The organism is Planktothrix paucivesiculata PCC 9631 (genome assembly GCF_900009265.2).
GTDB classification, from domain to species: Bacteria; Cyanobacteriota; Cyanobacteriia; order Cyanobacteriales; family Microcoleaceae; genus Planktothrix; species Planktothrix paucivesiculata.
This window is the reverse complement of the sequence record NZ_LR735026.1, coordinates 594,908-618,924: the sequence shown is the minus strand read 5'-3', so window position 1 is coordinate 618,924 and position 24,017 is coordinate 594,908. Positions and strand designations below refer to the sequence as shown.

At 40.1% G+C, this 24,017-nt stretch carries 23 protein-coding genes; 14 read left to right on the top strand and 9 right to left on the bottom strand.

The features are described 5' to 3' along the window. Positions 1-22 precede the first annotated feature (22 nt). On the bottom strand, positions 23-346 hold the full coding sequence (locus PL9631_RS23325) for a hypothetical protein (protein WP_083624088.1): 324 nt from the start codon (positions 344-346) through the stop codon (positions 23-25). Positions 347-609: 263 nt separating this feature from the next. On the opposite strand from PL9631_RS23325, the gene PL9631_RS23320 reads away from it, so the two are divergent. Both PL9631_RS23320 and PL9631_RS23315 read left to right on the top strand, forming a co-directional pair. Then, entirely contained in the window at positions 610-1,125 is a 516-nt protein-coding gene (locus PL9631_RS23320; RefSeq protein WP_083624086.1) for a CAP domain-containing protein, read from the top strand. Between the two features lie 197 nt (positions 1,126-1,322). Further along, positions 1,323-1,949 carry a ribonuclease H-like domain-containing protein gene (locus PL9631_RS23315; RefSeq protein WP_083624084.1) on the top strand — a complete coding sequence of 209 codons (627 nt, stop codon included), beginning with the start codon at positions 1,323-1,325 and terminating at the stop codon, positions 1,947-1,949. A 434-nt stretch (positions 1,950-2,383) separates the two neighbouring features. On the opposite strand, the gene PL9631_RS23310 is transcribed toward PL9631_RS23315, so the two are convergent. The 6 genes from PL9631_RS23310 to PL9631_RS23280 form a co-directional block, all read right to left on the bottom strand. Continuing rightward, positions 2,384-5,623: a BamA/TamA family outer membrane protein gene (locus PL9631_RS23310; RefSeq protein ID WP_083624082.1), complete on the bottom strand. Its 3,240-nt coding sequence runs from the start codon at positions 5,621-5,623 to the stop codon at positions 2,384-2,386. 210 nt (positions 5,624-5,833) lie between these two features. Next, positions 5,834-6,574 carry a phosphoribosylaminoimidazolesuccinocarboxamide synthase gene (gene purC, locus PL9631_RS23305; protein ID WP_083624080.1) on the bottom strand — a complete coding sequence of 247 codons (741 nt, stop codon included), beginning with the start codon at positions 6,572-6,574 and terminating at the stop codon, positions 5,834-5,836. 32 nt (positions 6,575-6,606) lie between these two features. Further along, a complete protein-coding gene (folP, locus tag PL9631_RS23300) occupies positions 6,607-7,482 on the bottom strand; it encodes a dihydropteroate synthase (RefSeq protein WP_083624078.1) in 876 nt (291 codons plus the stop codon). A 171-nt stretch (positions 7,483-7,653) separates the two neighbouring features. Continuing rightward, positions 7,654-8,379 (bottom strand): triose-phosphate isomerase, encoded by a 726-nt coding sequence (gene tpiA / locus PL9631_RS23295; RefSeq protein WP_083624077.1) that lies wholly within the window; start codon positions 8,377-8,379, stop codon positions 7,654-7,656. A 266-nt stretch (positions 8,380-8,645) separates the two neighbouring features. Next, entirely contained in the window at positions 8,646-8,831 is a 186-nt protein-coding gene (locus PL9631_RS23285; RefSeq protein WP_083624074.1) for a PCP reductase family protein, read from the bottom strand. Positions 8,832-8,886: 55 nt separating this feature from the next. After that, on the bottom strand, positions 8,887-9,780 hold the full coding sequence (locus PL9631_RS23280) for an alpha/beta fold hydrolase (protein WP_083624072.1): 894 nt from the start codon (positions 9,778-9,780) through the stop codon (positions 8,887-8,889). Positions 9,781-10,117: 337 nt separating this feature from the next. Between PL9631_RS23280 and PL9631_RS23275 the strand changes: the two genes are divergently transcribed. Then, positions 10,118-10,696 carry a hypothetical protein gene (locus PL9631_RS23275; protein ID WP_156090670.1) on the top strand — a complete coding sequence of 193 codons (579 nt, stop codon included), beginning with the start codon at positions 10,118-10,120 and terminating at the stop codon, positions 10,694-10,696. A gap of 10 nt (positions 10,697-10,706) precedes the next feature. On the opposite strand, the gene PL9631_RS23270 is transcribed toward PL9631_RS23275, so the two are convergent. After that, positions 10,707-11,585, bottom strand: a complete 879-nt coding sequence (locus PL9631_RS23270; protein ID WP_083624066.1) for a hypothetical protein — start codon at positions 11,583-11,585, stop codon at positions 10,707-10,709. Positions 11,586-11,806: 221 nt separating this feature from the next. Here PL9631_RS23270 and PL9631_RS23265 point away from each other — a divergent pair, with 221 nt between their 5' ends. The 10 genes from PL9631_RS23265 to PL9631_RS23220 all read left to right on the top strand — a co-directional run bounded on the left by PL9631_RS23265 (position 11,807) and on the right by PL9631_RS23220 (position 19,410). Continuing rightward, complete coding sequence (locus tag PL9631_RS23265; protein ID WP_083624064.1) at positions 11,807-12,688, top strand: MBL fold metallo-hydrolase; 882 nt, start codon at positions 11,807-11,809, stop codon at positions 12,686-12,688. An 82-nt stretch (positions 12,689-12,770) separates the two neighbouring features. Beyond that, entirely contained in the window at positions 12,771-13,832 is a 1,062-nt protein-coding gene (locus tag PL9631_RS23260) for a bifunctional riboflavin kinase/FAD synthetase (RefSeq protein WP_083624062.1), read from the top strand. Between the two features lie 84 nt (positions 13,833-13,916). Further along, complete coding sequence (locus PL9631_RS23255) at positions 13,917-14,825, top strand: AAA family ATPase (protein ID WP_083624060.1); 909 nt, start codon at positions 13,917-13,919, stop codon at positions 14,823-14,825. A gap of 132 nt (positions 14,826-14,957) precedes the next feature. After that, complete coding sequence (locus tag PL9631_RS23250) at positions 14,958-15,395, top strand: DUF433 domain-containing protein (protein WP_231516828.1); 438 nt, start codon at positions 14,958-14,960, stop codon at positions 15,393-15,395. 8 nt (positions 15,396-15,403) lie between these two features. After that, on the top strand, positions 15,404-15,754 hold the full coding sequence (locus tag PL9631_RS23245; protein ID WP_083624058.1) for a DUF5615 family PIN-like protein: 351 nt from the start codon (positions 15,404-15,406) through the stop codon (positions 15,752-15,754). 278 nt (positions 15,755-16,032) lie between these two features. Next, positions 16,033-16,281, top strand: coding sequence for a hypothetical protein (locus PL9631_RS23240; RefSeq protein ID WP_083624056.1), 249 nt, complete (start codon positions 16,033-16,035; stop codon positions 16,279-16,281). Further along, the gene (locus PL9631_RS23235) at positions 16,278-16,607 is read left to right on the top strand and encodes a type II toxin-antitoxin system RelE/ParE family toxin (RefSeq protein WP_083624055.1); all 330 of its coding nucleotides are present in this window, start codon (positions 16,278-16,280) and stop codon (positions 16,605-16,607) included. Before PL9631_RS23240 ends, PL9631_RS23235 begins: the two co-directional genes overlap by 4 nt. A gap of 262 nt (positions 16,608-16,869) precedes the next feature. Further along, the gene (locus tag PL9631_RS23230) at positions 16,870-17,619 is read left to right on the top strand and encodes a hypothetical protein (RefSeq protein WP_083624053.1); all 750 of its coding nucleotides are present in this window, start codon (positions 16,870-16,872) and stop codon (positions 17,617-17,619) included. Positions 17,620-18,073: 454 nt separating this feature from the next. Beyond that, positions 18,074-18,280: a hypothetical protein gene (locus PL9631_RS23225; RefSeq protein ID WP_083624333.1), complete on the top strand. Its 207-nt coding sequence runs from the start codon at positions 18,074-18,076 to the stop codon at positions 18,278-18,280. Further along, positions 18,277-19,410, top strand: coding sequence for a DUF3800 domain-containing protein (locus tag PL9631_RS23220; protein WP_197046478.1), 1,134 nt, complete (start codon positions 18,277-18,279; stop codon positions 19,408-19,410). The genes PL9631_RS23225 and PL9631_RS23220 overlap by 4 nt, the downstream gene beginning before the upstream one ends. Positions 19,411-19,735: 325 nt before the next feature. Here PL9631_RS23220 and PL9631_RS23215 read toward each other — a convergent pair whose 3' ends face one another. Beyond that, positions 19,736-21,931 (bottom strand): phosphoketolase family protein, encoded by a 2,196-nt coding sequence (locus PL9631_RS23215; RefSeq protein WP_083624051.1) that lies wholly within the window; start codon positions 21,929-21,931, stop codon positions 19,736-19,738. 415 nt (positions 21,932-22,346) lie between these two features. On the opposite strand from PL9631_RS23215, the gene PL9631_RS23210 reads away from it, so the two are divergent. Continuing rightward, positions 22,347-23,741 carry a cytochrome P450 gene (locus tag PL9631_RS23210; protein ID WP_083624049.1) on the top strand — a complete coding sequence of 465 codons (1,395 nt, stop codon included), beginning with the start codon at positions 22,347-22,349 and terminating at the stop codon, positions 23,739-23,741. The last annotated feature ends 276 nt before the right edge of the window (positions 23,742-24,017 follow it).

Genomic DNA, 24,017 nt, shown 5'->3' with positions numbered 1-24,017 from the left:
AGCTCAATGTTAAGCAGATGTGTCATGTGATTAGAATCCCAGCAACTTTATCTCCATTCATGGTCATACGTGTCACAAATTCATCTCCACCATCTTCAAAACTCAGCTTCCACAAATAGATCTGATAATCACCTTGTTTAAGATAACCAAAATAAGTAATTGAATATCCCTTTTCCATACGTGGAGCGAGTTGCTCACTAACACCCTCAAACATTTGTTTTGTAATACCCGCTTTGTAGCTTGAATCACCAACTGTTGTAAAAAGCTCGTAGTTTCCCGATGCAATGGCATCCAAAATAATCTGAAAATAATCGATGACGTTTTGAGGAGGGGTTGTAAGGTTCATAATGATGTTCTTCATCTAGGGTACAAGTAGTTATTGTGTCTAAAAGCAAAAAATTAAGCTAAAACCCTTATTCTTTCCTATAATATCAAGGTATCTTGACGAATTTACGACTCTACGATGCACGAATTTTGGGACAAAAACCGAAAGCGACAAAAAGGTATATTGACAAAAATCAAAATTTGTGCTGTATGCCAAAAAAAGCGATCGCAATTTCCCAGACCTCTCGCAACGATACCGCGTCAACAATATAGCCAGAATAAACTATGTATAAGTTACCGTTCATGGGAATAGTCTTATTATTGGGAGGATGTACATTTTTATCGGAAATCAACTCAACTTCTCAGCCATTAATAGAGGTAAAACCTATTTTAGCTTCAACTCCTTCTAACATTGAACAATTGGAATTTTCGGTTTATCAGCAGGTCAATGAATATCGCAAATCCAAGAATTTACCTCCATTAAAACTTGACCCAAATATTAGTGAACAGTCCCGCATTCATAGTTATGCCATGGCTAACGGTAAAGTTGCCTTTGGTCATGGCGGCTCAGAAGCTCGATTTCAAAAAATTCGTCAGTTTGCGCCGTGGCGAGAAATTGGCGAGAATGTAGCTTTTAATTCTGGTTATTCTAACCCCGGAAAAGAAGCTGTTGAAGGATGGATAGAAAGTCCGGGTCATCAACGGAATATGGTGGGAAATTATGATTTTACGGGAGTGGGTATTGTTAGAAATGCTAAAGGAGAGTATTATTTTACTCAAATTTTTGTGAGAAAACAATAGTTAGGCATGGGTAATGGGTAATTACGAATTACGAATTACGAATGGGTAATGGTCAGGAATTGAGTCATCTTTACAGTTTTTTACAGGTAGGACTTATGCAAAACCCCCCGTTTCTGAACAAGAAACCAGGTTTTTCACCTTATATTGCTGTATTATCACAAATGGAGTAAAATTGATTGAAACTATTTTAAAATAATATGTCTAAGTTTCAAGTTTGTGATGGGGATATTTCGGAAGCCCTATTATCTGAATATCTAACCGCCGATGCTTTAGCTGTAGATACGGAAACCATGGGGTTAGTCCCTTGGCGCGATCGCCTATGCTTAATTCAAATTTGCGATCCTAAAGGTCAAGTGAGTGCGATTAGAATTGCCAAAGGTCAAAAAGAAGCCCCTAATTTAAAAAAACTCTTTGAAACTTCTAATATTCTGAAGGTATTCCATTTTGCTCGATTTGATATTGCTACTATTCGTTATCATTTAGATATTGAAGTTAATCCAATTTTCTGTACTAAAATTGCTAGTAAATTAGTTAGAACTTACACCGGAAAACACGGACTCAAAGAGTTAGTTCAGGAATTAGAAAACGTCGAACTTGATAAAACCTCCCAAAGTTCCGACTGGGGAAATGCGATTAACTTATCGAAAAATCAATTAAACTATGCCGCCAATGATGTTCGCTATTTATTGAATGTACAGAAAAAGTTGGTTTCTATGTTAGAGCGAGAAGAACGTTTAGACCTTGCACAACAGTGTTTTTCCTGTTTACCTGTGATAGTTACTTTAGATTTATTGCAATTTCCTAGTATTTTTGAACATCATTGAATTTCCACCTTTGATTCTGTTCAGGATATTCTCAAAAAAAAATTCCCCCAACCGAAGTTGAAGGAAACCATCAGGGTGCATCTACTTTTGTTTCTTCCTAGAAGATTGATTCTGTTCAGGATATTCTCAAAAAAAAATTCCCCCAACCGAAGTTGAAGGAAACCATCAGGGTGCATCTACTTTTGTTTCTTCCTGGAAGATTGATTCTATTCAGGATATTCTCAAAAAAAAATTCCCCCAACCGAAGTTGAAGGAAACCATCAGGGTGCATCTACTTTTGTTTCTTCCTGGAAAATTGATTCTGTTCGGGATATTCTCAAAAAAAAATTCCCTCAACCAAAGTTGAAGGAAAACCATCAGGGTGCATCTACTCTTACTTATTCCTGGGCTATTGGTTCTAATCAGGATATTTTCAAAAAAATCTCTCAACCCAATTAGAAGCGTTCTCCCAAACCGAAATGAATCCGACTATCTCCGTCATTATTAATCCCATAATCAATTCTAACTGGCCCTAAAGGAGTTTGTAGACGGACACCAACCCCATAACCTAGACCGCTTCCGGGTTTATCCCGAACACCTCCAGGAGAACCGGGAACTGTCCCTTGGGAACCTAAATCCGTTGCCGCATCAACAAATAGGGCACCGCCAATAAAGCTAGAGAATAGAGGGAAACGATACTCAATGGAGGCTTGGATAAAACTACGAGTTGAGGCGATCGCTCCTTCTTCCCAACCGCGCACCGAGGTCGTTCCCCCTAAAGGAAAGGATTCGTAGGGGGGTAAATTGCCGATGACTGTACCCCCTTGGAAGTTAAATGCCAGGGATTGAGTGCCTTCAGGAATGAAACCGGAGAGGAATTTCACCGGAACATAAAAGGTATATCCAGCCCGCAAACGATTCATTAAAATACTACCTGAACCGACGGGTATGGATTGTTCCGAACCAAAACGCAGTAAATAGCCGGAGGTGGGTTGTTGTTTATTGTTGCGGCGATCTTGAACAAATCCGAATTGAACGGTGAATAAATCGTCTTGTCCACTCCCGCTATAACTCAGTTGATTGCCAAATTGATCCGTACGGTTAATTCGACCATCGGAGTCGGTGATTTCCACCCGTTGATATTGGAATCCGAGGGAGGCGACCCAATTGGGTTCGGCGAAAACATTATCCGCAAACGGACGGGTAAAACTAATCCCTCCTCCAGTTCTCACCACCCGGGGGCGATCGCCATTTTCCAGGTTGACCTCTCGCGGGCCATTGTCAAAAACAACGGAAATTGTCCGACGTCTAAAGGCATTAACGGTATAGGATGTGCGATAGGGATCACCAGCAATCCAAGGATCAGTAAAACTTAAATCCATTTGAAATATCCGATTTCCCGCTTCTAAGTCAAGACCTAAGCGTTGGTTATTACCGCCTAAGTTAATTTCCTGATAACTCAAGGTTCCAAATAATCCGGCGGCGGAACTAATTCCTCCCCCAAATGCGAGTGATCCGGTGGTTTTTTCGATCACATTAACAATAACTACCGCCTCCCGAGGATTATCTTTTCCGGGTTCTAATTCTAGGCGCACATCTTCAAAAATTCCTAAACCAAATACCCGGGCTAAATCCCGTTGTGCTGTTTTTTGGTTAAATACATCCCCAGGTTTTAATTCAATTTCCCGGGTGATAATAAAGTCTCGGGTTCTTCCCGAAATCGGTTTTCCTTCTTCGTCTATTGCTTCTCCATCGCTATTAAGAAAACGTACTCCAATATTTTCAATTACCCCTTCTGCGACTTCTAGGGTAACGACGCCTTCTTGTGTGACTTGAGGAGCAGCAACAACTTGTGCTAAAATGTAGCCATTATCTTGATACCATTGATTAACTTTTTTAATTCCCGCTTCTATTTGATTTAAGTTAATCGTTTTATCAAATTGATCCCCGAAACTTTCGTTAATAATTTCTTCAGGTAAAACCGTATCTCCTTCAATTATAACTTGTTTTAACAGGGGGTTTTCTTCTACATCAAACGTGACTCGCACGCCTAAAGGGGTATCTTCTGGGAGAGCTTTGACATTTCGGAATAAACCTGTAGCGAAAATTGCATTAATATCTCTTTGTAATTGAGTCCGGGTTGTTGTTCGTCCGGGTTGGGTAGAAATAACGCTATATACTTTTTCAATTAATTGTGGATCTTGGGTTCCTGTTACAGTAATTTCAGCGACTAATACTTCAGTTTCAGATTGTGCGGGTGTGGTAGGAATCGGGATAGTAGCGGGAGTTTCGGGTTGTATTGGAACTTCAGAATTTGGGGGTATAGTTTCGGGTGTTACTTGAGCAATATTTAATGGAATGATCGGAGAAAATTGCGCTAATTTCTCAGAATCTTTGTTTAAATTGGGTTGAAATGTATTAGAAACAGGTAAATTTGGGTTGAGGGTGATCGCATTTTCCTCGCTTACAGGAAAGCTGAAATTACCAATTTTTTCAGTTTCCGATTTATTCAGGATTATTCCCAAATTTGAGAAATTATTAATTGCTATACTCGCAATAGATTCAGGAACTTCCGTAGATACTGGGGCAATTTTCTCAGAATCTTTATTTAAACTGGGTTCAAATATATTAGAAACAGGTAAATTTGGGTTGAGGGCGATCGCATTTTCCCCACTTACAGGAAAGCTGAAATTACCAATTTTTTCGGTTTCCGATTTATTCAGGATTATTCCTAAATTTGAGAAATTCGTAATTTCTATACTCGCAAGAGATTCGGGAACTTCCGTAGATACTTGGGCTAATTTCTCAGAATCTTTATTTAAACTGGGTTGAAATACATTCGATTCTGGTAAGCTGGAGTTGAGGACGATCGCTTCTTCTGTGCTTACAGGAAAGCTAAAATTACCGATTTTTTCAGTTTCCAACTTATTCAGGATTATTCCCAAATTTGAGAAATTCGTAATTTCTATACTCGCAATAGATTCGGGAACTTCTGTTGATACTTGGGCTAATTTCTCAGAATCTTTATTTAAACTCGGTTGAAATACATTCGATTCTGGTAAATTTGGGTTAAAGGCGATCGCATCTTCTCTACTTACAGGAAAGCTAAAATTACCGATTTTTTCAGTTTCGGATTTATTGACTATAATAGCCGAATTTGAAGAATAATTAGTTTCAGGAGCAACCTGGATCGGAAATTGTGCTAATTTTTCTAAATCTTCCCTAGCTTTACCTTTATTAAGAGTAATTATTTTTGTTTGCAGATTAACAATAGAATGTTCCTGTAAAACCTCTGATTCCGAAGGATTCAACGGAAACTCCAAAGCATTATTACTCAGAGGTTGAGAGGGATTAAATCCAGGTAAATTTTCGGACGTATTAACTCCAGAAAGGTCAATCTGATTTCCCATCGCTTGACCGAGGGAAAAACCCAGATTGGAATAGGGGAATTTCGTCTTATTTAAAACTATTTTTTCAACCGAATCACTAGGTGTAGCGGGAATAATCTGATTAACAGCAAAAGATGATTCATGAATTTCCGAGGGGTGTAAACTCGGATCTACCTGATCGAAAGTTTCTTGAGAACTGGGCGAACTTTCAGAGTCAGGATAGGCGGTTTGACCATTTGCAGAGTTTGATAATCCAAACGTAGCTGAAGCAGTAAAAACCGCAACTAATACAGGAGATAAACGCATGATACTCACTCTTTTAGAAAATCCCACACCTAAAATTTGTCAATCCTCAGCGAAGGGTTGGAGTGATGATTACACTCGTTACCATTGCTGCGACATCTGACATCTTAACAAGCTTTGACACTTCTACAGCTAAAACCTTTTCAAATCATAGGTTGTGATCCCCCCTAACTCCGATTACAAAAGGATTTAGAGGGATCAGGACTGATGGATTTATTCCGATGGGTGGGATGTATGTTCTAAAACCCGTTTAAGCACTTGTTGATACGCAGATTCAACATTTCCTAAATCTCGACGGAAGCGGTCTTTATCCAAAACTCGATGGTTGGGGTCTGTTTCGGATTGATCCCATAACCGACAGGTATCAGGACTAATTTCGTCGGCGAGTACCAGTTGACCCTCAGAAGTAATCCCAAATTCTAATTTAAAATCTACTAGAGTAATCCCACATTCATTAAAAAATTCCGAGAGAATTTGATTAATTTGTAAGGATAACTCGGTGATTTGTTCCAACTGTTCCGGCGTGGCTAACTTCATCAATAATAGTCGTTCACGAGTTAACAAAGGATCGCCTAATTCATCATTTTTATAGCAAAATTCCACTAAAGTTGGTTCAATAATTGTACCCGCAGGAATACCCGTTTGTTTACATAAACTTCCCGCTGCAATATTGCGAATAATCACTTCTATCGGCACAATTTTAACCCGTTTTACCCGCATTTCATTTGGGGTAGGACAATCAATATAATGGGTCGGGATTCCTTTAGCTTCTAACTCTTGAAACAGATGGCTAGAGATAGCATTATTGATTTCCCCTTTGCCTTGAATTGTCCCGCGTTTTTGGGCATTAAACGCCGTCGCATCATCCTTGAAATAGGCGAGTAATATTTCAGGTTCATCCGTGGGATAGATGATTTTAGCTTTTCCTTCGTAGAGTTTTTCGGGAGTAGACATAGAAATAGACTATTTAAAGGTTAAACAATTAATTATAAATCAGAAATCACTCGGTAAATAGCATCCGCAACTCGACTCACATCCACCATTTCTTTAACATCATGAACCCGTAAAATATCCGCACCATTAGCAATAGCCGCCACACAGGTCGCCGCTGTCCCCCAAACCCTTTGTTTTGGGTCAGGTTGGTTTAAAATATGACCGATAAAACTTTTTCGGGATGTTCCGACTAAAATCGGACAATTAAGCGATCGCAATTTTGTTAAATTTCTCAAGATTTCTAAATTTTGTTCAAAGGTTTTTGCAAAACCAATCCCCGGATCAATAATAATATTTTGGGGTGAAATTCCCTGGGCGATCGCTTCTTTAATTCTATCTTGTAAAAACCCTTCCAACTCCCCGATTAAATCCTGATAATCGGTTAAAGTTTGCATAGTTTTTGGCGTTCCCCGCAGGTGCATTAAAATAATAGGAACCTTCAATTGAGCCACCCTAGACAGCATTTCAGAATCAAAAGTACCCCCAGAAATATCATTAATGATATCTGCTCCAGACTTAACCGCAACTTCTGCAATTTGAGAATGAGTCGTATCAACAGAAATCGGAATATTTGCTAATAATTGATTAGAGCTATTTCTAATGGTTTCAATCAGAGGAATTACCCGATTTAATTCTGTGTCTAAACTGACAATTTCCGCCCCAGGACGGGTCGATTGTCCGCCAATATCAATAATATCAACTCCCGCTTCCACCATGTGTTGTGCTTGATGCAAAGCCCTTTCTAAACTATTAAAATCTCCCCCATCACTAAAACTATCAGGAGTCACATTCAAAACCCCCATAATATAAGTTTGTTTTCCCCAGTGAAAACTTTTATCTCTAATATTTAAAGGGTTAAAAAAAGTCATAAATTTTGATAGGAAATGGGGAATTACGAATTACGAAGGGGTAATAGGTAGTGGGAAAAATATAAGTTTGATCTGTAAACTCTTTAACTGATAACTGGTACAGACGGGTTCTTTTAGATTTTTGTTAATCACCTAAATTTCGATGAACCCGCCCCTACAACTGATAATTGATTATTGATAATTAACAATGCGGGCAAAACCTTCGGGCTGTAAACTTGCTCCTCCAACTAAAGCCCCATCAATTTCTGGCTGGGCCATAATCTCGTCAATATTATCGGGTTTGACAGAGCCACCATATTGAATGGTTACATTAGAATTGACCAATTTACTGCGAATTAAACCAATCACCCGATTCGCTTCAGTGGTTTCACAAGTATCCCCAGTTCCTATTGCCCAAATTGGCTCATAAGCAATCACTAAATTATTTTGATCAACCCCAATTAAATCCTTTTCCAATTGAGAGAAAATCACCCGCTCGGTGTCTCCAGCATCCCGTTGTTCTTTGGTTTCTCCCACACATAAAATGGGGGTTAAACCATGACGTTGAGCCGCCTTGAGCCGCAAATTCACCGTTTCATCGGTTTCACCAAAATATTGACGTCGTTCACTATGACCCACGACAACATAACGGATGCCAAATTCTAGTAACATCGGGCCAGAAATTTCTCCGGTGTAGGCTCCAGAATCTTCCCAATGTATGTTTTGAGCGCCGGGGAGAATGCGACTCCCATGTAAACTTTTAGACATGATCCCCAAGGTGGTAAACGGCACACATAGCACCACTTCCCGGTCTTCTGGAGTATCATCTAAATGATTAATAAACCCTTGCAGAAACTCTTGGGCTTCTGATTGGGTTTTAAACATTTTCCAATTACCCGCAATAATTACTTTTCTCACCGTTAATGCAATTAACCTTAAAAAACAATAAAATCCCACCCTCCAGTNATAGGGATTGCGTGGTAGAAGCATTAGCAACATTGCCCAATCCGGCCGTTAAAATATAAGCACCGACTCCCATCCAAATCTTAGTACGAGTAGATAAACCGTTGGTTTTGTTGGTATTCATAGGTTGATTCCTTTGTGATTGATTTGAAACTAACCTCAATTTGTCATAGAATAGTGACAAACTGGTAGCAGGGGGAGCAGGGGAGGAAGGGGAGGGGTTATTGGCCAAATTCTAATCGAGCTTGTTCCACCATTTCTGCGGTCACAATTCCTTGTTCTGCTTCTCTGGCAAGTTGTTCAATACGTTGTCTCGCCTGAGTTCTAACAAAATAGGGAATATTTTTCAGTTTGACCTTAGCTTCAGGAAGCCACTCAAGTTCATCGAAATAATCGGTATTAGACATAAACTTAACCGTTTCTTTTGGATCATATTGTTATTTTAACCAGAGTTTAATAACCTTAAAGCATTTTCAGGAATTGACGAATTCTGCCAATGGTAACGGCGGGAAGTTCTAAATGGGGTGTTAATCCCACATTATCTATTTTTTGAAAAACCTTAATGGCTGTTGGATTTAAGTTAGCTAACCGTTGACCTATTTCGGGACTGGTAAAAGATGATTTCTCACCCCAAATAATAGCCGTTGGTGTGATCAATTGACTAATATATAAGGATAAATCAAAACACAAATCTCCCCCCACAAAAGACAAAGCCGCGTATTCTGCATTCGGTTGTTGAGCCGATTTCAAATAGGCTTCTACAATTTCAGGATAAATTCGATCAGGTTGGGCAAATTGACGATTTTGTAAAAAACCTTGAATTCCAACACTATTAGCAATTCCGGTAAAATACAAAACTCGATCCAAAAAGGGTGTTTTCACAATTTGGCTGAATAAACTTTGTCGATAATCTTGCCCAAAATCCGATAAACCCGAGGGCGTTACCAAAATGAGTGATTTAAACAGGTCAGGACGTTGAATTGCGACTCGAATGGTAAAGGCTGCGGTTAGGGAAGAAGCAATGACTATGGCGGGAGTGGAGCAAGTTTGTTCTAAAAATTCGGTAATTGTGGTTATATAATCCTCAATTTTATAATTTTTTGCCGGATGTTCTGAACGTCCCCAACCGATTAAATCGGGGGCTAAAATTTGGTATTCATCCACAAAAGCTGGATAAACCTTTGACCATTCATAAGCAGAAGATCCCCCACCAAATCCATGTAAAAATACTAATGGCGGTAATTCGGCAGAACTTTCATTATTAATATTCCAGGGCAAACTCTCCGCCGTGTAATATACCATTCTGCCTAAAGATGTCACAATTGAACGCTGACCAAATCCATTGGGTTCAAACATTTTTAACCTCTTGAAAAATAATTACGAATTACGAATGGGTAATGGGTAATGGGTAATGGGTAATAGAAAGAGTTTACCTCCCCTGCTCCCCCTGCCTCCCCTGCTCCCCCTGCCCAATCTTTCCCGAATCCCCCTCAAATCCTTTGTAGGATCTTGTTAATCCTAGACCAGTGTTTGCAAATTTTCTCCACTTGTTTATAATAGGGGGTGATACCCCTCGCGGGTTAAGCCCATCTTTTTTTGGATAACCTTCCAAAAGATAGCAGTTTGACACCAGAAAGGTCGAATCAACCCTGTCGTATCAATAATTTGGCTTTGGGTAATTATGAAAAACCTTATGATAGACGAAGACTTTCCGGCGGTTGATGTGCTCAGGCACTCAGAATTAGAAAATCCTATTAATTCTGAGTTCAATTCTGCTGAAATTACGGTTTATCCTCAACGGGAAGAACTGAATTGGGAGCAAAAGTTTGCCGTTAAAACCGCAACAAAAATCCGATTAGCCTTAGAAGAATTATATTGTTTTGAAGTCATTGAAAATCAGTTTCAACAGTTGGGAATTACCTTTAATAATGCAATCGCTCTCCAACCTTCCAATCCCGCCTTTGTGATTAAACCCACAACAACTGTTATTATGGGTGCACCTAAAGGGGGACACCTAGAAATTAACTTTAAATATCCCGTTCAGAAAGTCTGTGGAATGATTACCAGTTCCAGTGGCACGGCTTTATCAGCCTATGATGTCGATGGCAAAAAAGTAGCAGAAACCAGAATGAGCGTTTCCCATTATATTAGTTCCGATGCCCTTAATTTCCCTCATGCTCAATTAAAACTCAGTGGTTTTAATATTCAAAAAGTGATTTTTGAAACCTTTGATGGTCAATTGATTTTACATCATTTTAAAGTTGAATTTTAAAATTTAATTTCTAAGAATAGTATTCATGATTCTGTTCCAGAATTTGTAACCCTTCCAATAACGCTTTACGGACGAGGGGTTCATTTTCCTGATATAACATTAACTGAAAATACTCAATAATATGGGTCTGATCAATTCCTTGAAAAGACGGGAGGGTGGGTAACGGTTGCCAACGTTGGGCTTCTAATAATAACTGCTGATTTCCTGAACCTTGGGGAAATTTTTGAAAAGACTGGGTAATTTGACGTACAGCAATCAAGCGTTTCAGACTATTATCTTGGGTTAAATCTCCTAACCATTGGTCAAGTTTAGATTGACCTGAATCGGATTTCTGTTGATACCATTGCCCTATCATTAAACCCAAAATTCCTAAAATCCCTAAATTTTGTCCAATTACAGTTAATGCCATTTCTGGACTTTCGGAACTTGTCCAAATCGATAAACAAATATAGAGAAATATCCCGGAACTCAACCCACTTCCCACCGCCAATAGAAATTGACGTTGAGACTTTTCGAGGTGTTGATACCAGTCCCATTGGCTAAAGTTAATCGGAAGTTCCCGTAGACGGTATACCCAACCCATGACCGCCATCGCCAAAGCGGTTGAAAATAAAAGTTGGCTATTCCACCAGCCCCAAATTCCGCATACAATTAGGAGAAATAACCAACTTCTCAAGCGTTGAGATCGACGGTGGCGGAATCGTTGACCGGGTTGAGCCCGGGTCAGATTAAGCCTGAGTGGTAAAGGGAGAAAAGGTTGAGAACCCTTAACCACAATATCCCTAGAATATAATAGGGTTTGAACTTGATGCAGGAGTTGCTGACCGTTGGTTAATAGGCTAATCCGAATTAGCTCAAGATGATCAAGGGTTTTACTGACTTTATCCATTCTGACAATCCCAAGTTAAGTCTTGTGTTTGATGATCTTAATAATTTGCTCTAAAATTAAAATGGTGTTATCGACAGTTTATGACATTTTGTTGCATTAGCTAATATTGAGACAAGATCAACTGGCATCTCTGTCGGTTCCGATTAAGTTTTCTAGCCAAAACTTAATTATAATTAACCTAACCCACTCATCCACCTAACTCCAACTAGCAATTAACACCTATGTCTAATCTACAAAACCAGTTCACGGTTCACTTTTGGGGAGTAAGAGGGAGTATCGCGTGTCCGGGTTCGGAAACAGTCCGCTACGGGGGAAATACTCCCTGTGTTGAGATGCGAGTGGGTTCAGAACGGTTAATTTTTGATGGAGGTACGGGTTTACGAGTCCTGGGACAATCTTTACTGTCTCAAATGCCTGTAACCGGGCATTTATTTTTTAGTCATTATCATTGGGATCATATTCAAGGATTTCCATTTTTTGTTCCCGCTTTTATTAAAATTAATACTTTTTATATCTATGGTACAATTGCCCCCGATGGTTCAACGGTGCAGCATCGTTTGAATGATCAAATGCTCCATCCTAATTTTCCGGTTCCGTTACAAATTATGGGAGCAGATTTAAAGTTTGTTGATATTAATGTGGGTAAGTCGATTAAAATTAGCGATGATATTGTTGTTGAAACAGCTTTATTAAACCATCCGGGGGAAGCGGTAGGATATCGAGTGAATTGGCGGAATTATGCCGCGGCTTATGTGAGTGATACGGAACATTTTCCCGATCGCTTAGATGAAAATGTGTTATTTTTAGCTCGGAATGCTGATGTTTTAATTTACGATGCTACCTACAGTGATGAACAATATCATGCTGAAAAAACCAGTAAAGTAGGTTGGGGACATTCTACTTGGCAAGAAGCCGTCAAGGTAGCAAAAGCGGCCAATGTTAAACGGTTAGTTATTTTCCACCATGACCCCCTTCATAATGATGATTTTATGGATAGGATAGGGGAACAAGTCGCCGAAAGATTTCCTGATAGTTTAATTGCCCGGGAAGGATTATCAATTCAGTTAAGTTCTCCTTCGATTTCTAGTCCTGCTGTACTGTAGGAAGACTAACTCTATGGTTAATTTAACCAGATTTTCTGAGAATGGCGATCGCAAATTTCCAAATTATGTCAAAATGTGAAGCGTGTGGATAACATCATCGCTCGATACCATATTAACGCCCACTGCCGTTGCTTTAGGAAACTTTGATGGCTTACATCGTGGCCACCAACAGGTGATTCAGCCGATTTTAAATGGACAGCCACAAATTGATTCCCGACAACGGACAGAGATGCTTTTAGCCAACCCCGTCGCCCAGTTGACGCGGGATAGATTTCTATTGGATAGTAATTTAGGAGAATCGGAACTGGGTTATAGTACCGTCGTCACCTTTCATCCCCATCCTCAAGAATTTTTTACAGGTCAACCCAAAAAGTTACTAACTCCCCTAGATGAAAAAGCGGAATGGTTAAAAAGAATGGGAGTAAAACAGTTAGTTTTGTTACCTTTTGATCAACAAATGGCGGCTTTATCTCCAGTAGAATTTGTGGAAAAGATTTTAATTAAAAAATTGCAACCCCATTATATTAGTGTGGGAATTGATTTTCATTTTGGAAAAAAACGGGCTGGAACTGTTAAGGATTTAGAAAAAATTGCCGATAATTACGGAATTAATGTACAAACGGTTCCTTTATATTTATGTGAAAATGGCGAACGGATTAGCAGTTCAGAAATTCGTGCCTCCTTAGAACAAGGGGCAATTAGTCGAGCCAATCAATTATTAGGAAGATCCTATCATGTAGTGGGCTCGGTGGTTCAGGGTCAACAGTTGGGACGAACTATCGGATTTCCCACAGCTAATTTACAATTACCCCCGGAAAAATTCTTACCTCGGTATGGGGTTTATGCGGTAAAAGTATCGGAAATGGGGATGAAATCACTCACCAAAACGGCAAGTGATGGTAATTTTGGGTTAGTGAATCATCCGGGGGTGATGAATATTGGCTGTCGTCCAACGGTCGCAGGTCAAAACGTCACCGTCGAGGTTCATCTGTTAGATTGGTCGGGGGATTTATATGGTAAAACCTTAAATGTTAGCCTAGAAGAATTCCTGCGACCGGAACAGAAATTCTCTTCTTTAGAGGCACTCAAAACTCAAATTAAGGCGGATTGTTTACAAGCCAAGGAAATACTAGACCCAACGTAGAGACTAGCCACGGCGCGTCTATCTTTCACCCAGGATTATAATTAACACAATTGCATTTTGTCTTACCCTCAATAAAAATATCCCATGAAACAACGAATTGAACATCTAAAAGACAACTTAGGCCGGACAATTGTAGGCAAAGAAGACGCTATTCGGCTGACGTTAGTAGCTTTATTAGCAGGGGGTCATGCACTACTAGAAGATGTTCCAGGTGTCGGTAAAACCTTACTCGCAAAATCCCTAGCCCGTTCCATAGCAGGACAGTTTCATCGGATACAATGTACACCGGATTTACTACCCACCGATATCACCGGAACGAATATTTGGAATCCCCGTACTGGAGAGTTTGAATTTTTACCCGGGCCGATTTTTACTAATATTTTATTAACCGATGAAATTAACCGGGCGACGCCTCGAACCCAGTCCGCATTATTAGAAGTAATGGAAGAAAGACAAGTTACTGTTGATGGGGTTTCTCGGTTAGTTCCCAAACCGTTTTTTGTCATAGCAACTCAAAACCCCATTGAATATCAAGGAACCTTTCCCCTACCTGAAGCCCAAATGGATAGATTCTTATTATCCCTAACTTTAGGATATCCCACCGAAGCGGAAGAATTGCAAATGTTACAACGGTTATCGGAGGGAATAACGGTAGATGATTTAGAACCTTGTATTTCTCAGGATGAGGTATTAGAAATTCAAAATTGGTGTCGTCAAATTAAGATTGAAACCTCGTTACAACAATATATTCTAAATTTAGTTAGAGCTACAAGAGAATCAGATGAAATCACTTTAGGGGTAAGTCCTCGCGGTGCAATTTCTTTACATCGAGCGACTCAAGCCTTAGCATTTTTATTGGGTAGAGATTATGGCACACCGGATGATGTCAAATACCTAGCGCCCCACGTCTTATCCCATCGTTTAATTCCGGCGGGTGGAAGGCGGGCAAAAACAATTATTGAACAATTATTAAGGACAATTGCCATACCCTAGTAGTGAGCCCTTTAGGGCTCTCTAGGAAGCGCTGAAGCGCAACAACGGATTATCCCCATAGGATTATTAACATCAATCCAGAATTATAGCGATCGCTTTTGCTTGGTTAGGACATACAATTTCGGGAGTTTTATGCAGAAGTTTTCCGTATATCGTAACGACACAGGATTAGTAGGTATAATTAGGACTAATACTTTTGACTTAAAGCCTGCTATAGTAGTCCCTAATGGAGATAAAATTGTGAGTCTTGTCTTGGAGTGCGAGTCCCCACCACTTAGAAAAGATGCAACAGGAGCAATTCGGGTTGGTAACTCAAGGGTTCTCCTGGAACTGGTGATCCGAGGATTCCAGGATGGTGCTTCTCCAGAAACCATTGTGCAAAGATACTCAACGCTTTCTCTGTCTGACGTTTACATCACAATTGGTTATTATCTTAGGCATCAGCAAGAAATAGAATCCTATCTGAACGAGCGCGAACAGCTAGCAGAATCCGTTCATCAACGATTTTCAGAAATTCAGCCTGATCTGAGCCTGATTCGATCCAGACTTTTAGCACAACAAACTCCCTAAGCTTTGTTATGTTGAGGTTGCTGAGTGATGAAAATTTTAATGGCGATATCGTGCGAGGATTGTTTCTTCGTCAACCAGACCTTGACTTATTGCGTGTTCAGGATGTTGGGTTGCGAAAAGTGGATGATCCAGAAATCCTAGATTGGGCCACAAGCAATGGGCGCATTCTCTTAACTCATGATCGTGCAACAATGCCAGACTTTGCTTATGAGCGGTTATCTCAGGGACAGCAAATGTCGGGGCTATTTGTGATCAATGATCGGATGCCGGTTAGGCAGGTAATCGATGAATTGCTGCTACTGATTGATTGTAGTGAACAAGACGAGTGGAAAGGCATCGTCCTGTACTTGCCCTTGTAAACTCAGTAGCGATCGCGGTATAACAAATTGATGGAGCCGACCGCCGATAGATTATGTCAATAAAGCCTCTTAACTTGGCAGGTAAAAATCTTCCTTATAACGAATTATCCCCATAGGATTATTGACATCAAGCCAGAATTATAGCAACTGCTTTGGCGCGGAACCAAAACCGTAGGCTTATATCTTCGAGTTGTAACTTCTTTAGCCTCAAATATGCTTATTTCTTGCAGTCCTGTTAAAATAATGGGTGAGGAGCGAATGCTATAGGAAATAATCTTATGACGATTGTAATTAACCTATCTCCAGAATTAGAAGAACAATTACGCAAGAAAGCGGCGCTTGATGGGCAGGATATCAACGTAGTTGCTGCCAATCTTTTGGCAAATATCCTCAAGTGGGAAGCACAGGATTCGGAGGAAGCCATAAAAGGTATTCAGCAAGGGTTGGATGATTTTAAGGCAGGAAATTCCCGCTCTTTCAGTGAATTTGCTGATGAACAGCGTCGTAAGTACAACTTGCCAGCATGACATACCGCGTTGAGATTTCAAGTGTAGCGGAAGCGGAAGCAGATAGCGCGTTTCTGCATTTATCGCAGGTCACGTCTCTTGCTCAAGCGAGTCAATGGTATAGCGGACTACTCAAGGCAATTGAATCTTTATCGACGATGCCAAAGCGGTGTACACTTGCCAGAGAAAATGAGTATTTTAGCCAGGAAATTCGGCAGTTTCTCTATGGGCAAAGGCGTAATTCTTATCGAATCTTGTTTACTGTTTTTGAAGAGACATCTACAGTTCGTATTCTTCATATTCGGCATTCCTCGCAACCGGTGATTGGTGAAGCGCCAGAGGATTAAGGATAATTGCCCTACCCTAGTAGTGAGGCGTTCACGCCTCTTTAGGATGCACCCAATCGCAACAACGGATTATCCCCATAGGATTATTGACATCAATCCAGAATTATAGCAACCGCTTTGGCGCGGTTAGAACATACAATTTCGGGAGTTTTATGCAGAAGTTTTCCGTATATCGTTCCGATCAGGTCTGTTATGCGGAAAGTTTCCGTATAATGTATAGTTAGACAGACATAATTGACATATATCTAATTGAATCGTCGCGATGATTCCACCACACAGAGATACCCTCTTACAGGCACGTAAATTATATTCACAGTGTGCCAACAAAGTAGAAACAACTATTGAAGCCCAAGGGCTTACTCCATTGCTCTCAACTCAAATTATTGGAATAGGTGTTGCGACTGAGTGGATAAGACGTGCGGCGGAGATGGACAACATTCATTACATGGGTAAGAACTTAAATAAGTCGAAAAGTAGCGATTTGTTTGTTGAAATTTTACGATTTAACTTCTCATGGTTTGCTCTTAACGCAATATTCACTCGACGAGATGAACTGCTGTCTCTATTTGGAACACCCTCTGATGGGAGTGAATACTCAGCATTTCATCTTCTGTACACAAGTGCTATGCCACCAAATGCAGCAGCACGCTTGGAGACACTTCATCTGCTGCTGAACGCACCAATTGAAACACGGCTACCCATTGAAACATCGCTACCCATCACGAGTTACCATTCCGTCTCAACACTACAAGCTATCTATCGGAAATACCTGCCAAGCAATATTCGTGGACGCACTGCAAGGGCTATACAGCAGGCTGTACAGGCAGGAAATGCTAACTCTCTTGATATGCCTACCCTTTTATATGGGTTGCGGAACTGGTCTGTTCATGGCAATACACTCCACGGTTGCTTTGGGAGTCATCCCAGATTCTACGAATACACATCTCTCCTTCAAGAGACGTTAGCCGACATACATTATGATGTAGCCAACACACTCATCGGCTTACTATAAATCTTTAAAACCCCAAAGCTTGACAACCCTCTCGAGCTATCAAGCCGTTGCCTCAACACGTCCATGAAGTAATTTGTATCGTGTGGTGGACGTTTAGGGAGTTGCGCTGTGTCCTGCAAAAAAAGCAGGCTAAACCTTAAATGCGATTATTGAGACTCAACTCTAATTGAGCTTTTCAGATATTATAGACCAAGATGGCAGCATTTAGGAGACCGTAGAAGCATGAACCCTAATGCCTGTTAAATGCAAGCAGAGTCAAACCCAGTCATGTCTAACAATTCGTTTGGATCGGACTGCCAGAAGCTACTGGTGCTGAGTTCAAAGTTACTTGCAGCCGATCAAGCGACCTGTTATCTCCCATCCTAAACTACACTAACTCAATGGAGTTGCAAGTTCATCCTTGAGAAAATCAATAAAGCATCTTAACTTTCTAGGCACAGAGGTACAACTGGCTATGTCAAATCTTGAGCAAATTGAAGCAGCAATTCTTTCATTGCCATCCAGTGAGTTTGAGCAGTTAAGGTTGTGGTTCCTTGATTTAGACTATGAACATTGGGATAAACAGATAGAGCAAGATATTGAAGACGGTAAATTAGAGGCACTTGCTCACGAAGCGATCGCTTTTAGCGTTATGCGTTATATGAAAGGAGACGGAAAATGATAAATTTTGAAATTAGCGATATTAGAAAAATGACAAAGATGCTTACACCGACAGCAGACTTTGACAGTTCTTTTACTTTTTATTACGACGAAACGAATAATATTAGAAAATTCTATGTAAGAGAAATCGACTTTAATTCCTCTTTTAATTCAAATTTTGTTTTAGGTGGTTTGGTTCATGAAGGAATACAACCCAATATCAAATCCTTATTTGACAGGCTTAACTTACAAAATAATATTAAAGAAGTAAAACTTAAGCATATTGCTACGGGTAATTTCCTTGACTGCTTGAAATCCGAAAAACTCAATTACTTTCTAACATGGCTCCTAGACAGTGATTTGTACATCCATTATTCAAGTCTAAACATCCTTTACTGGTCTATTGTCGATATTGTTGATTCTGCAATTGCGAACTCAGAAATAGCAATGCAGTTGGAACTAAATTTCTTGAATCATCTAAAAAATGATCTATACAAACTTGCGAAGCTCGAAATTGAATCGGTAATCGAATTATTTTATAACTTCGAGTATCCGAACCTTAAAAAAGAAGCAGTTTTAGAATTTATTGAAAAATTAACTATAATATTTGACGAATATATCGATACAGAAGAATTCCATTTTGGATTGGAATACCTCAGACAAATACTCAAAGAAGCAGGGAAAAAGGATTCACTTCCATTCGTGATGGACGAAGAGAACTATATTTTGATAGAGGAGTTTTCGCAATTTTATTTAAGACCTATATATTTGTTTGAAAATTCAAATCATATTTTCGATAATGAAGTAGCTATTTCGGAAATTCTTGCCAATCACAGAATCATTGATGACAACAAAGAGATCAAAAATTATTCTTTTGTTGATTCAAAAAGTAACTTGTTTGTTCAAGCTTCAGATGTTTTTATTGGTTTAATAGGTAAACTCGCTAATTACATCAATACTAATTTAAGAGAGGAAATAATCGATGATTTAGATTCATTATCTGAGAAGCAACTGAATAACATTGATTTGCTTATAGACCTGATAAACAAATCTCATAGCAAGAATATCGCTTTTTTGCATTCGATAGACAGTTATGAAGAATTAACAAAAATGAATTTAATACGCGAAATCAGAGATAAAAACCACACATAACAATCCGGTTGCATCCTAAACTACACTAACTCAATGGAGTTGCAAGTTTATCCTTGAGAAAATCAATAAAGCATCTTAACTTGGCGGGTAAAAATCTTCCTCTTGAATCTAAATTTAACCCATTGCATAACGAGTAAATTGGCGTTTGAAAGGGGAATGAAAACCCAGAATAATGGACAGTACCCATACCCTAGTAGTGAGGTGTGAACGCCTCTATTTTTTGCCTAAGCATAGCAAACTCATTCACTGCTTACTATTCCCTGTTCCCTATTCCCTCGAAAAACCAGGGAATAGGGATAATTCTGGGAATTAATCTCAGAAAATATTAGTGAATTAACTCGATCGCCCGTTTCGTCAACGCCTCAGAAGTAATGCCATTAAATGCCATTAACTCCCCAGCACTGGCGGTGGTTTCCCCCCGTTTCCAAGCGAAAGTATCCCGCTTAGAATTGCTGCGTAACATAATCGGTTCTAACATCAAACTTGAACCGCCTGTTACCCCAATTAAGGCATCTCCAGCAAACAGTTGATTAAAGGTTTCATCACTGGCAAAATTATTATCCGGTTCGGAACAAGTCTCGGATAAAACATCGTGAGAACGATATAAACGCCGAGGGTTAATAATAGAAACAATTCGGACTCCAATCCCTTCAGTTTCCAAAAATGCCGCCGCTTCAAACACCGGAATTAAGGTCATATCCCCAATTACCGCAAACACCACGGTTTTATCCCCCGGGACTTCCTGTAACACCACCGCCCCATCTTTTAACCCTTGGCGAGTTTGCTCAAAGGTGGTGCGAATGGGTAGGGGGGACTTACTGGCAGTAATAATAATACTCTTGTTTTTGGTGTTTAAAGCCCAATCGTAGCAGACTTGAATGCTGTTGGCATCGGGGGGAAATACCGGGAAAACGTTACCACTTCGCATCATAGCGGCGAAATAGGCCTCAATTTCCGGCCGTTGGTGTGTCCAACCATTGCGACCCTGTTCTAAGGCTCCGGCGGTGAATAAACAGACGGTTGAAGGGGTAGCCCGTCGTAACTCGGCCATGGCTTGAGCAACGGTTTGTAACACGGGCACGCCGTTAATCGCAAAAGACTCATAGGAACACCATAATGTTCTGGCTCCTAATAGGGATAATCCTACCGCTAACCCGGCACAAGCATCCTCACTTAAGGGTTCATAAACTTGTCCTTGGGGTTGTTGAAAATAAATATTATCCGTTGTCGGGTGAATAATCTTTAATCCCTGGTTAATATTGTTAATTCCAGACGCCGCATTCCCATCAGCATTGGTGACAATAAAATTTGGATCTTTTTGCCCCACATGAACAACTAATGCCCCCATTGCGGTTGTTGAAACCTTGGGATCACCGCCCACCGGATATTCTTCTAAGGGGAGTTGACCGAGATCCGCTAAAGGGTAATCAAACTCGGTGACAACGGTTTTGGCTGCTGGGCCACCAGTAGAACGTTCTAAATTTGTTCGGACTAATTCCCAAGCTGCCACAGGTAACGCCCGTTCTTTTAAAGCGTTAATAATATGGGGACTATCTAAGGTATCTCCCGGATAAAGATTATGGGATTTTGCTCCGAGGGCGTGAACTCCGGCTCCTTTCAACTGTTTAATAATAAACACGGTTAATTGACCCCCTAAAGCTGATTTTGCAGCCTTATCCATAGCCACTAAAATCGCTTGGGTAAATTCAATCCGTTTATTAATAGAAAAAGCCGTACTATCAACATAATAACCGGGTTGATTTTGGTCATCAAAATCCTTAGCATCGACTAAAATCACTTCTGAAAATCCATTCCCTTTCCAGTAGGCAATCATTTCTGCATTAGTTTTCGTGGAAACCATGCTATGATGCTCCTGACTGTAACCGTTCCATACCAACACAGGCAAGAAATTAGTCACTTCAGGATAGGCGGTGTGGAAGTGCATCATGCTACTCATGGGGTAGGGTTCGCCCATGCCCCCATCGCCGAGAGTGAAGGGAAACAGCACGTTCCGGTGTAACAGGGCGGCGGCCATGGCAAAATGTTGTCCCTGTCCCAGAGGCCCGGCGGGGTTGAGCAGGCCGGGAATAAAGCCGGAAAGGTGGCCCAGGAGTCCATGTTTTTCGCGGAAGCGATCGCGTAATTGTTGGACAGTGATAATGCCCATATCTTCCAGGGAGCGATCCAAGAAAACCGCACTGTAAAACCCGGGCGCATGGTGTCCCACTTCCGTCATAATATTTTTATGACCCAGCATCACCAAAGCCGCGTATGCTTCCACACTAGAAGCAAACCCTCCCGGGTGTCCCGAGGCTTTACTGGCGGTGATTTGTAAGGTTAGATACCGCAGGGCATCGGCATAAAGTAGGGTTTGATAGGCGGCGGTGGCATCATGGGCGTCGGCAATGGCTCGACTATTTTCAGCAATAATTGGGCTATTCCCATAGCGGTCAAATTCGGGAAAACTGTCTTTAAAATACTGAATTCCTTGACAAAATTCGGGTATTGTTGTTGATGTCATATTCAATCCCTTCTGGATATTTTTATTTTTTTGAGTTAAGTTTTATTTTACAATTCCTTGTCCCTAAAAATAATTCTCTTTTTGAATTCGGGAAATAAACTCCCATCATTGATTTCAATGAATAGTCCAAAAAACTGAAACTCCCTGGCTTTTTTATCAGCTTCGATCCCCCGTATCGCCCCTTGAAAAAGCGGGAAATAGATCGCCCCTAGTCTCCCTTTTGAGCAACATCCTCGAGATCCCCCTTAGCCCTACTTTAAGGAGGGTTAGGGGGGTTCAAAGTCCCCATTTTTAAGGAGGATTTAGGGGGATCAGATCGGTGTCATGGAAGTATTTAAACCCGGTTGCAAATTCTTTGTATATGGTTAATATAGAAGAAACTATAACCTAATTTGATCACTCTGAAACTTTGATTATGAATACACAACTTCCGCCCGCTTCCCCCCGTCCAGCTTTTCAACAAAAAGTATATTGGATTGCTGATCCCCTTGATTATATGGATACCCATGCCCAAAAATATGGGGATATCTTTACTAATTATATTTTGGGGGCAAAAACTCCTTGGGTTTTCGTGAGTCATCCCCAAGCCCTTCAGAAAATTTTAACCGATGATGTTTTTGAAGCTCCAGGTTCTTTTAATAAAATTTTAGCTCCTTTAACGGGAGAAAACGCTATATTTATGTTAGAGGGCGATCGCCATAAACGGGAACGGAAATTATTAATGCCATCGTTTCATGGCGAAAGAATGCGAGATTATGGAGAATTAATTACGGATATTACCCAAAAAATTATGGGTAAATTATCCGAAGGACAGGATTTTATTGCCAGAGAAATTATGCAAGAAATTTCTTTGGATGTGATTCTAAGAGTGGTTTTTGGGGTATATGAAGGAGAACGATATAGTCAGTTAAAACGGCTGTTATCGGCAATGTTAGAAGTTTTTAAATCCCCCTTAAGTTCTAGTTTTTTATTCTTTCCTATTTTACAACGGGATTTAGGCCCTTGGAGTCCCTGGGGATATTTCTTAAAACAACGCCAACAAATTGATGAATTATTATATACAGAAATTCGAGAACGTCGTGAGAACCTCGATGAATCTCGCAAGGATATGCTGAGTTTAATGATAGCTGCGCGGGATGAAGAAGGGAACTCGATGACGGATACGGAATTACGAGATGAATTATTAACATTATTATTTGCCGGACATGAAACCACGGCTACGGCAATGTCTTGGGCTTTATATTGGATTCATAGTCAGCCAGAAGTCTATGGAAAACTCATCCAAGAGTTAAAAAGTTTACCCAAAAATGCCGAGAGTATGGATATTTTTCGGTTGCCCTATTTAACAGCAGTTTGTCAAGAAACCTTGCGGATTTATCCCGTTGGAATGTTAACTTTTGCTAGAACTAATAAAAAATCTGTCGATTTAATGGGTTATCAATTACCCCCAAGAACCCCAGTAGTTGGCTGTATTTATTTAACCCATCGACGGGAAGATTTGTATCCGCAAGCAGAGCAATTTAAACCCGAACGCTTTTTAGAAAGGAAGTTTTCCCCCTATGAATTTCTTCCCTTTGGTGGCGGGAGTCGTTTATGTATAGGAATGGCTTTAGCTCAATATGAAATGAAGTTAGTTTTAGCCACAATTTTGTTGAATTATGAGTTGAATTTGTTGGAAAAAAAATCTGTAAAAGCGGTGCGTCGAGGGGTAACTTTAGCCCCCAAAGGTGGGATTAAAATGCAACTGCTAAAAAAACTTCCACAACCGCAAAAACCTATAGAATTAGTCCGCACAGTTTACTCTAGTTAGAGCCGACTCAGACCCTGGGGCAGAGGATAAAAGCCAGGAATGAAGACTTTTATCCCGCCCATAACTCGATATATCAAAATTAAATACATCACCCTAAATTGACTCCAAAATTTAGTGAACGACCTGATGTATTAGCAAATTTATGCGTCAGAGATTTATATAATCATAAGTATATACAAAGATACAATTTTCGTTTAAAATATAATTAGATTAGTTTAAACGATCCTGTATTTTTATATTATTAAAATACTCAGATTGAGTCATCTAGTTTATATA

Coding starts and splice junctions, on each gene's coding strand:
- PL9631_RS23325 (WP_083624088.1), bottom strand. CDS start 346: ATGAACCTTACAACCCCTCCTCAAAACGTCATCGATTATTTTCAGATT.
- PL9631_RS23320 (WP_083624086.1), top strand. CDS start 610: ATGTATAAGTTACCGTTCATGGGAATAGTCTTATTATTGGGAGGATGT.
- PL9631_RS23315 (WP_083624084.1), top strand. CDS start 1,323: ATGTCTAAGTTTCAAGTTTGTGATGGGGATATTTCGGAAGCCCTATTA.
- PL9631_RS23310 (WP_083624082.1), bottom strand. CDS start 5,623: ATGCGTTTATCTCCTGTATTAGTTGCGGTTTTTACTGCTTCAGCTACG.
- purC (WP_083624080.1), bottom strand. CDS start 6,574: ATGTCTACTCCCGAAAAACTCTACGAAGGAAAAGCTAAAATCATCTAT.
- folP (WP_083624078.1), bottom strand. CDS start 7,482: ATGACTTTTTTTAACCCTTTAAATATTAGAGATAAAAGTTTTCACTGG.
- PL9631_RS23285 (WP_083624074.1), bottom strand. CDS start 8,831: ATGTCTAATACCGATTATTTCGATGAACTTGAGTGGCTTCCTGAAGCT.
- PL9631_RS23280 (WP_083624072.1), bottom strand. CDS start 9,780: ATGTTTGAACCCAATGGATTTGGTCAGCGTTCAATTGTGACATCTTTA.
- PL9631_RS23275 (WP_156090670.1), top strand. CDS start 10,118: ATGATAGACGAAGACTTTCCGGCGGTTGATGTGCTCAGGCACTCAGAA.
- PL9631_RS23270 (WP_083624066.1), bottom strand. CDS start 11,585: ATGGATAAAGTCAGTAAAACCCTTGATCATCTTGAGCTAATTCGGATT.
- PL9631_RS23265 (WP_083624064.1), top strand. CDS start 11,807: ATGTCTAATCTACAAAACCAGTTCACGGTTCACTTTTGGGGAGTAAGA.
- PL9631_RS23255 (WP_083624060.1), top strand. CDS start 13,917: ATGAAACAACGAATTGAACATCTAAAAGACAACTTAGGCCGGACAATT.
- PL9631_RS23250 (WP_231516828.1), top strand. CDS start 14,958: ATGCAGAAGTTTTCCGTATATCGTAACGACACAGGATTAGTAGGTATA.
- PL9631_RS23245 (WP_083624058.1), top strand. CDS start 15,404: ATGTTGAGGTTGCTGAGTGATGAAAATTTTAATGGCGATATCGTGCGA.
- PL9631_RS23240 (WP_083624056.1), top strand. CDS start 16,033: ATGACGATTGTAATTAACCTATCTCCAGAATTAGAAGAACAATTACGC.
- PL9631_RS23235 (WP_083624055.1), top strand. CDS start 16,278: ATGACATACCGCGTTGAGATTTCAAGTGTAGCGGAAGCGGAAGCAGAT.
- PL9631_RS23230 (WP_083624053.1), top strand. CDS start 16,870: ATGATTCCACCACACAGAGATACCCTCTTACAGGCACGTAAATTATAT.
- PL9631_RS23225 (WP_083624333.1), top strand. CDS start 18,074: ATGTCAAATCTTGAGCAAATTGAAGCAGCAATTCTTTCATTGCCATCC.
- PL9631_RS23220 (WP_197046478.1), top strand. CDS start 18,277: ATGATAAATTTTGAAATTAGCGATATTAGAAAAATGACAAAGATGCTT.
- PL9631_RS23215 (WP_083624051.1), bottom strand. CDS start 21,931: ATGACATCAACAACAATACCCGAATTTTGTCAAGGAATTCAGTATTTT.
- PL9631_RS23210 (WP_083624049.1), top strand. CDS start 22,347: ATGAATACACAACTTCCGCCCGCTTCCCCCCGTCCAGCTTTTCAACAA.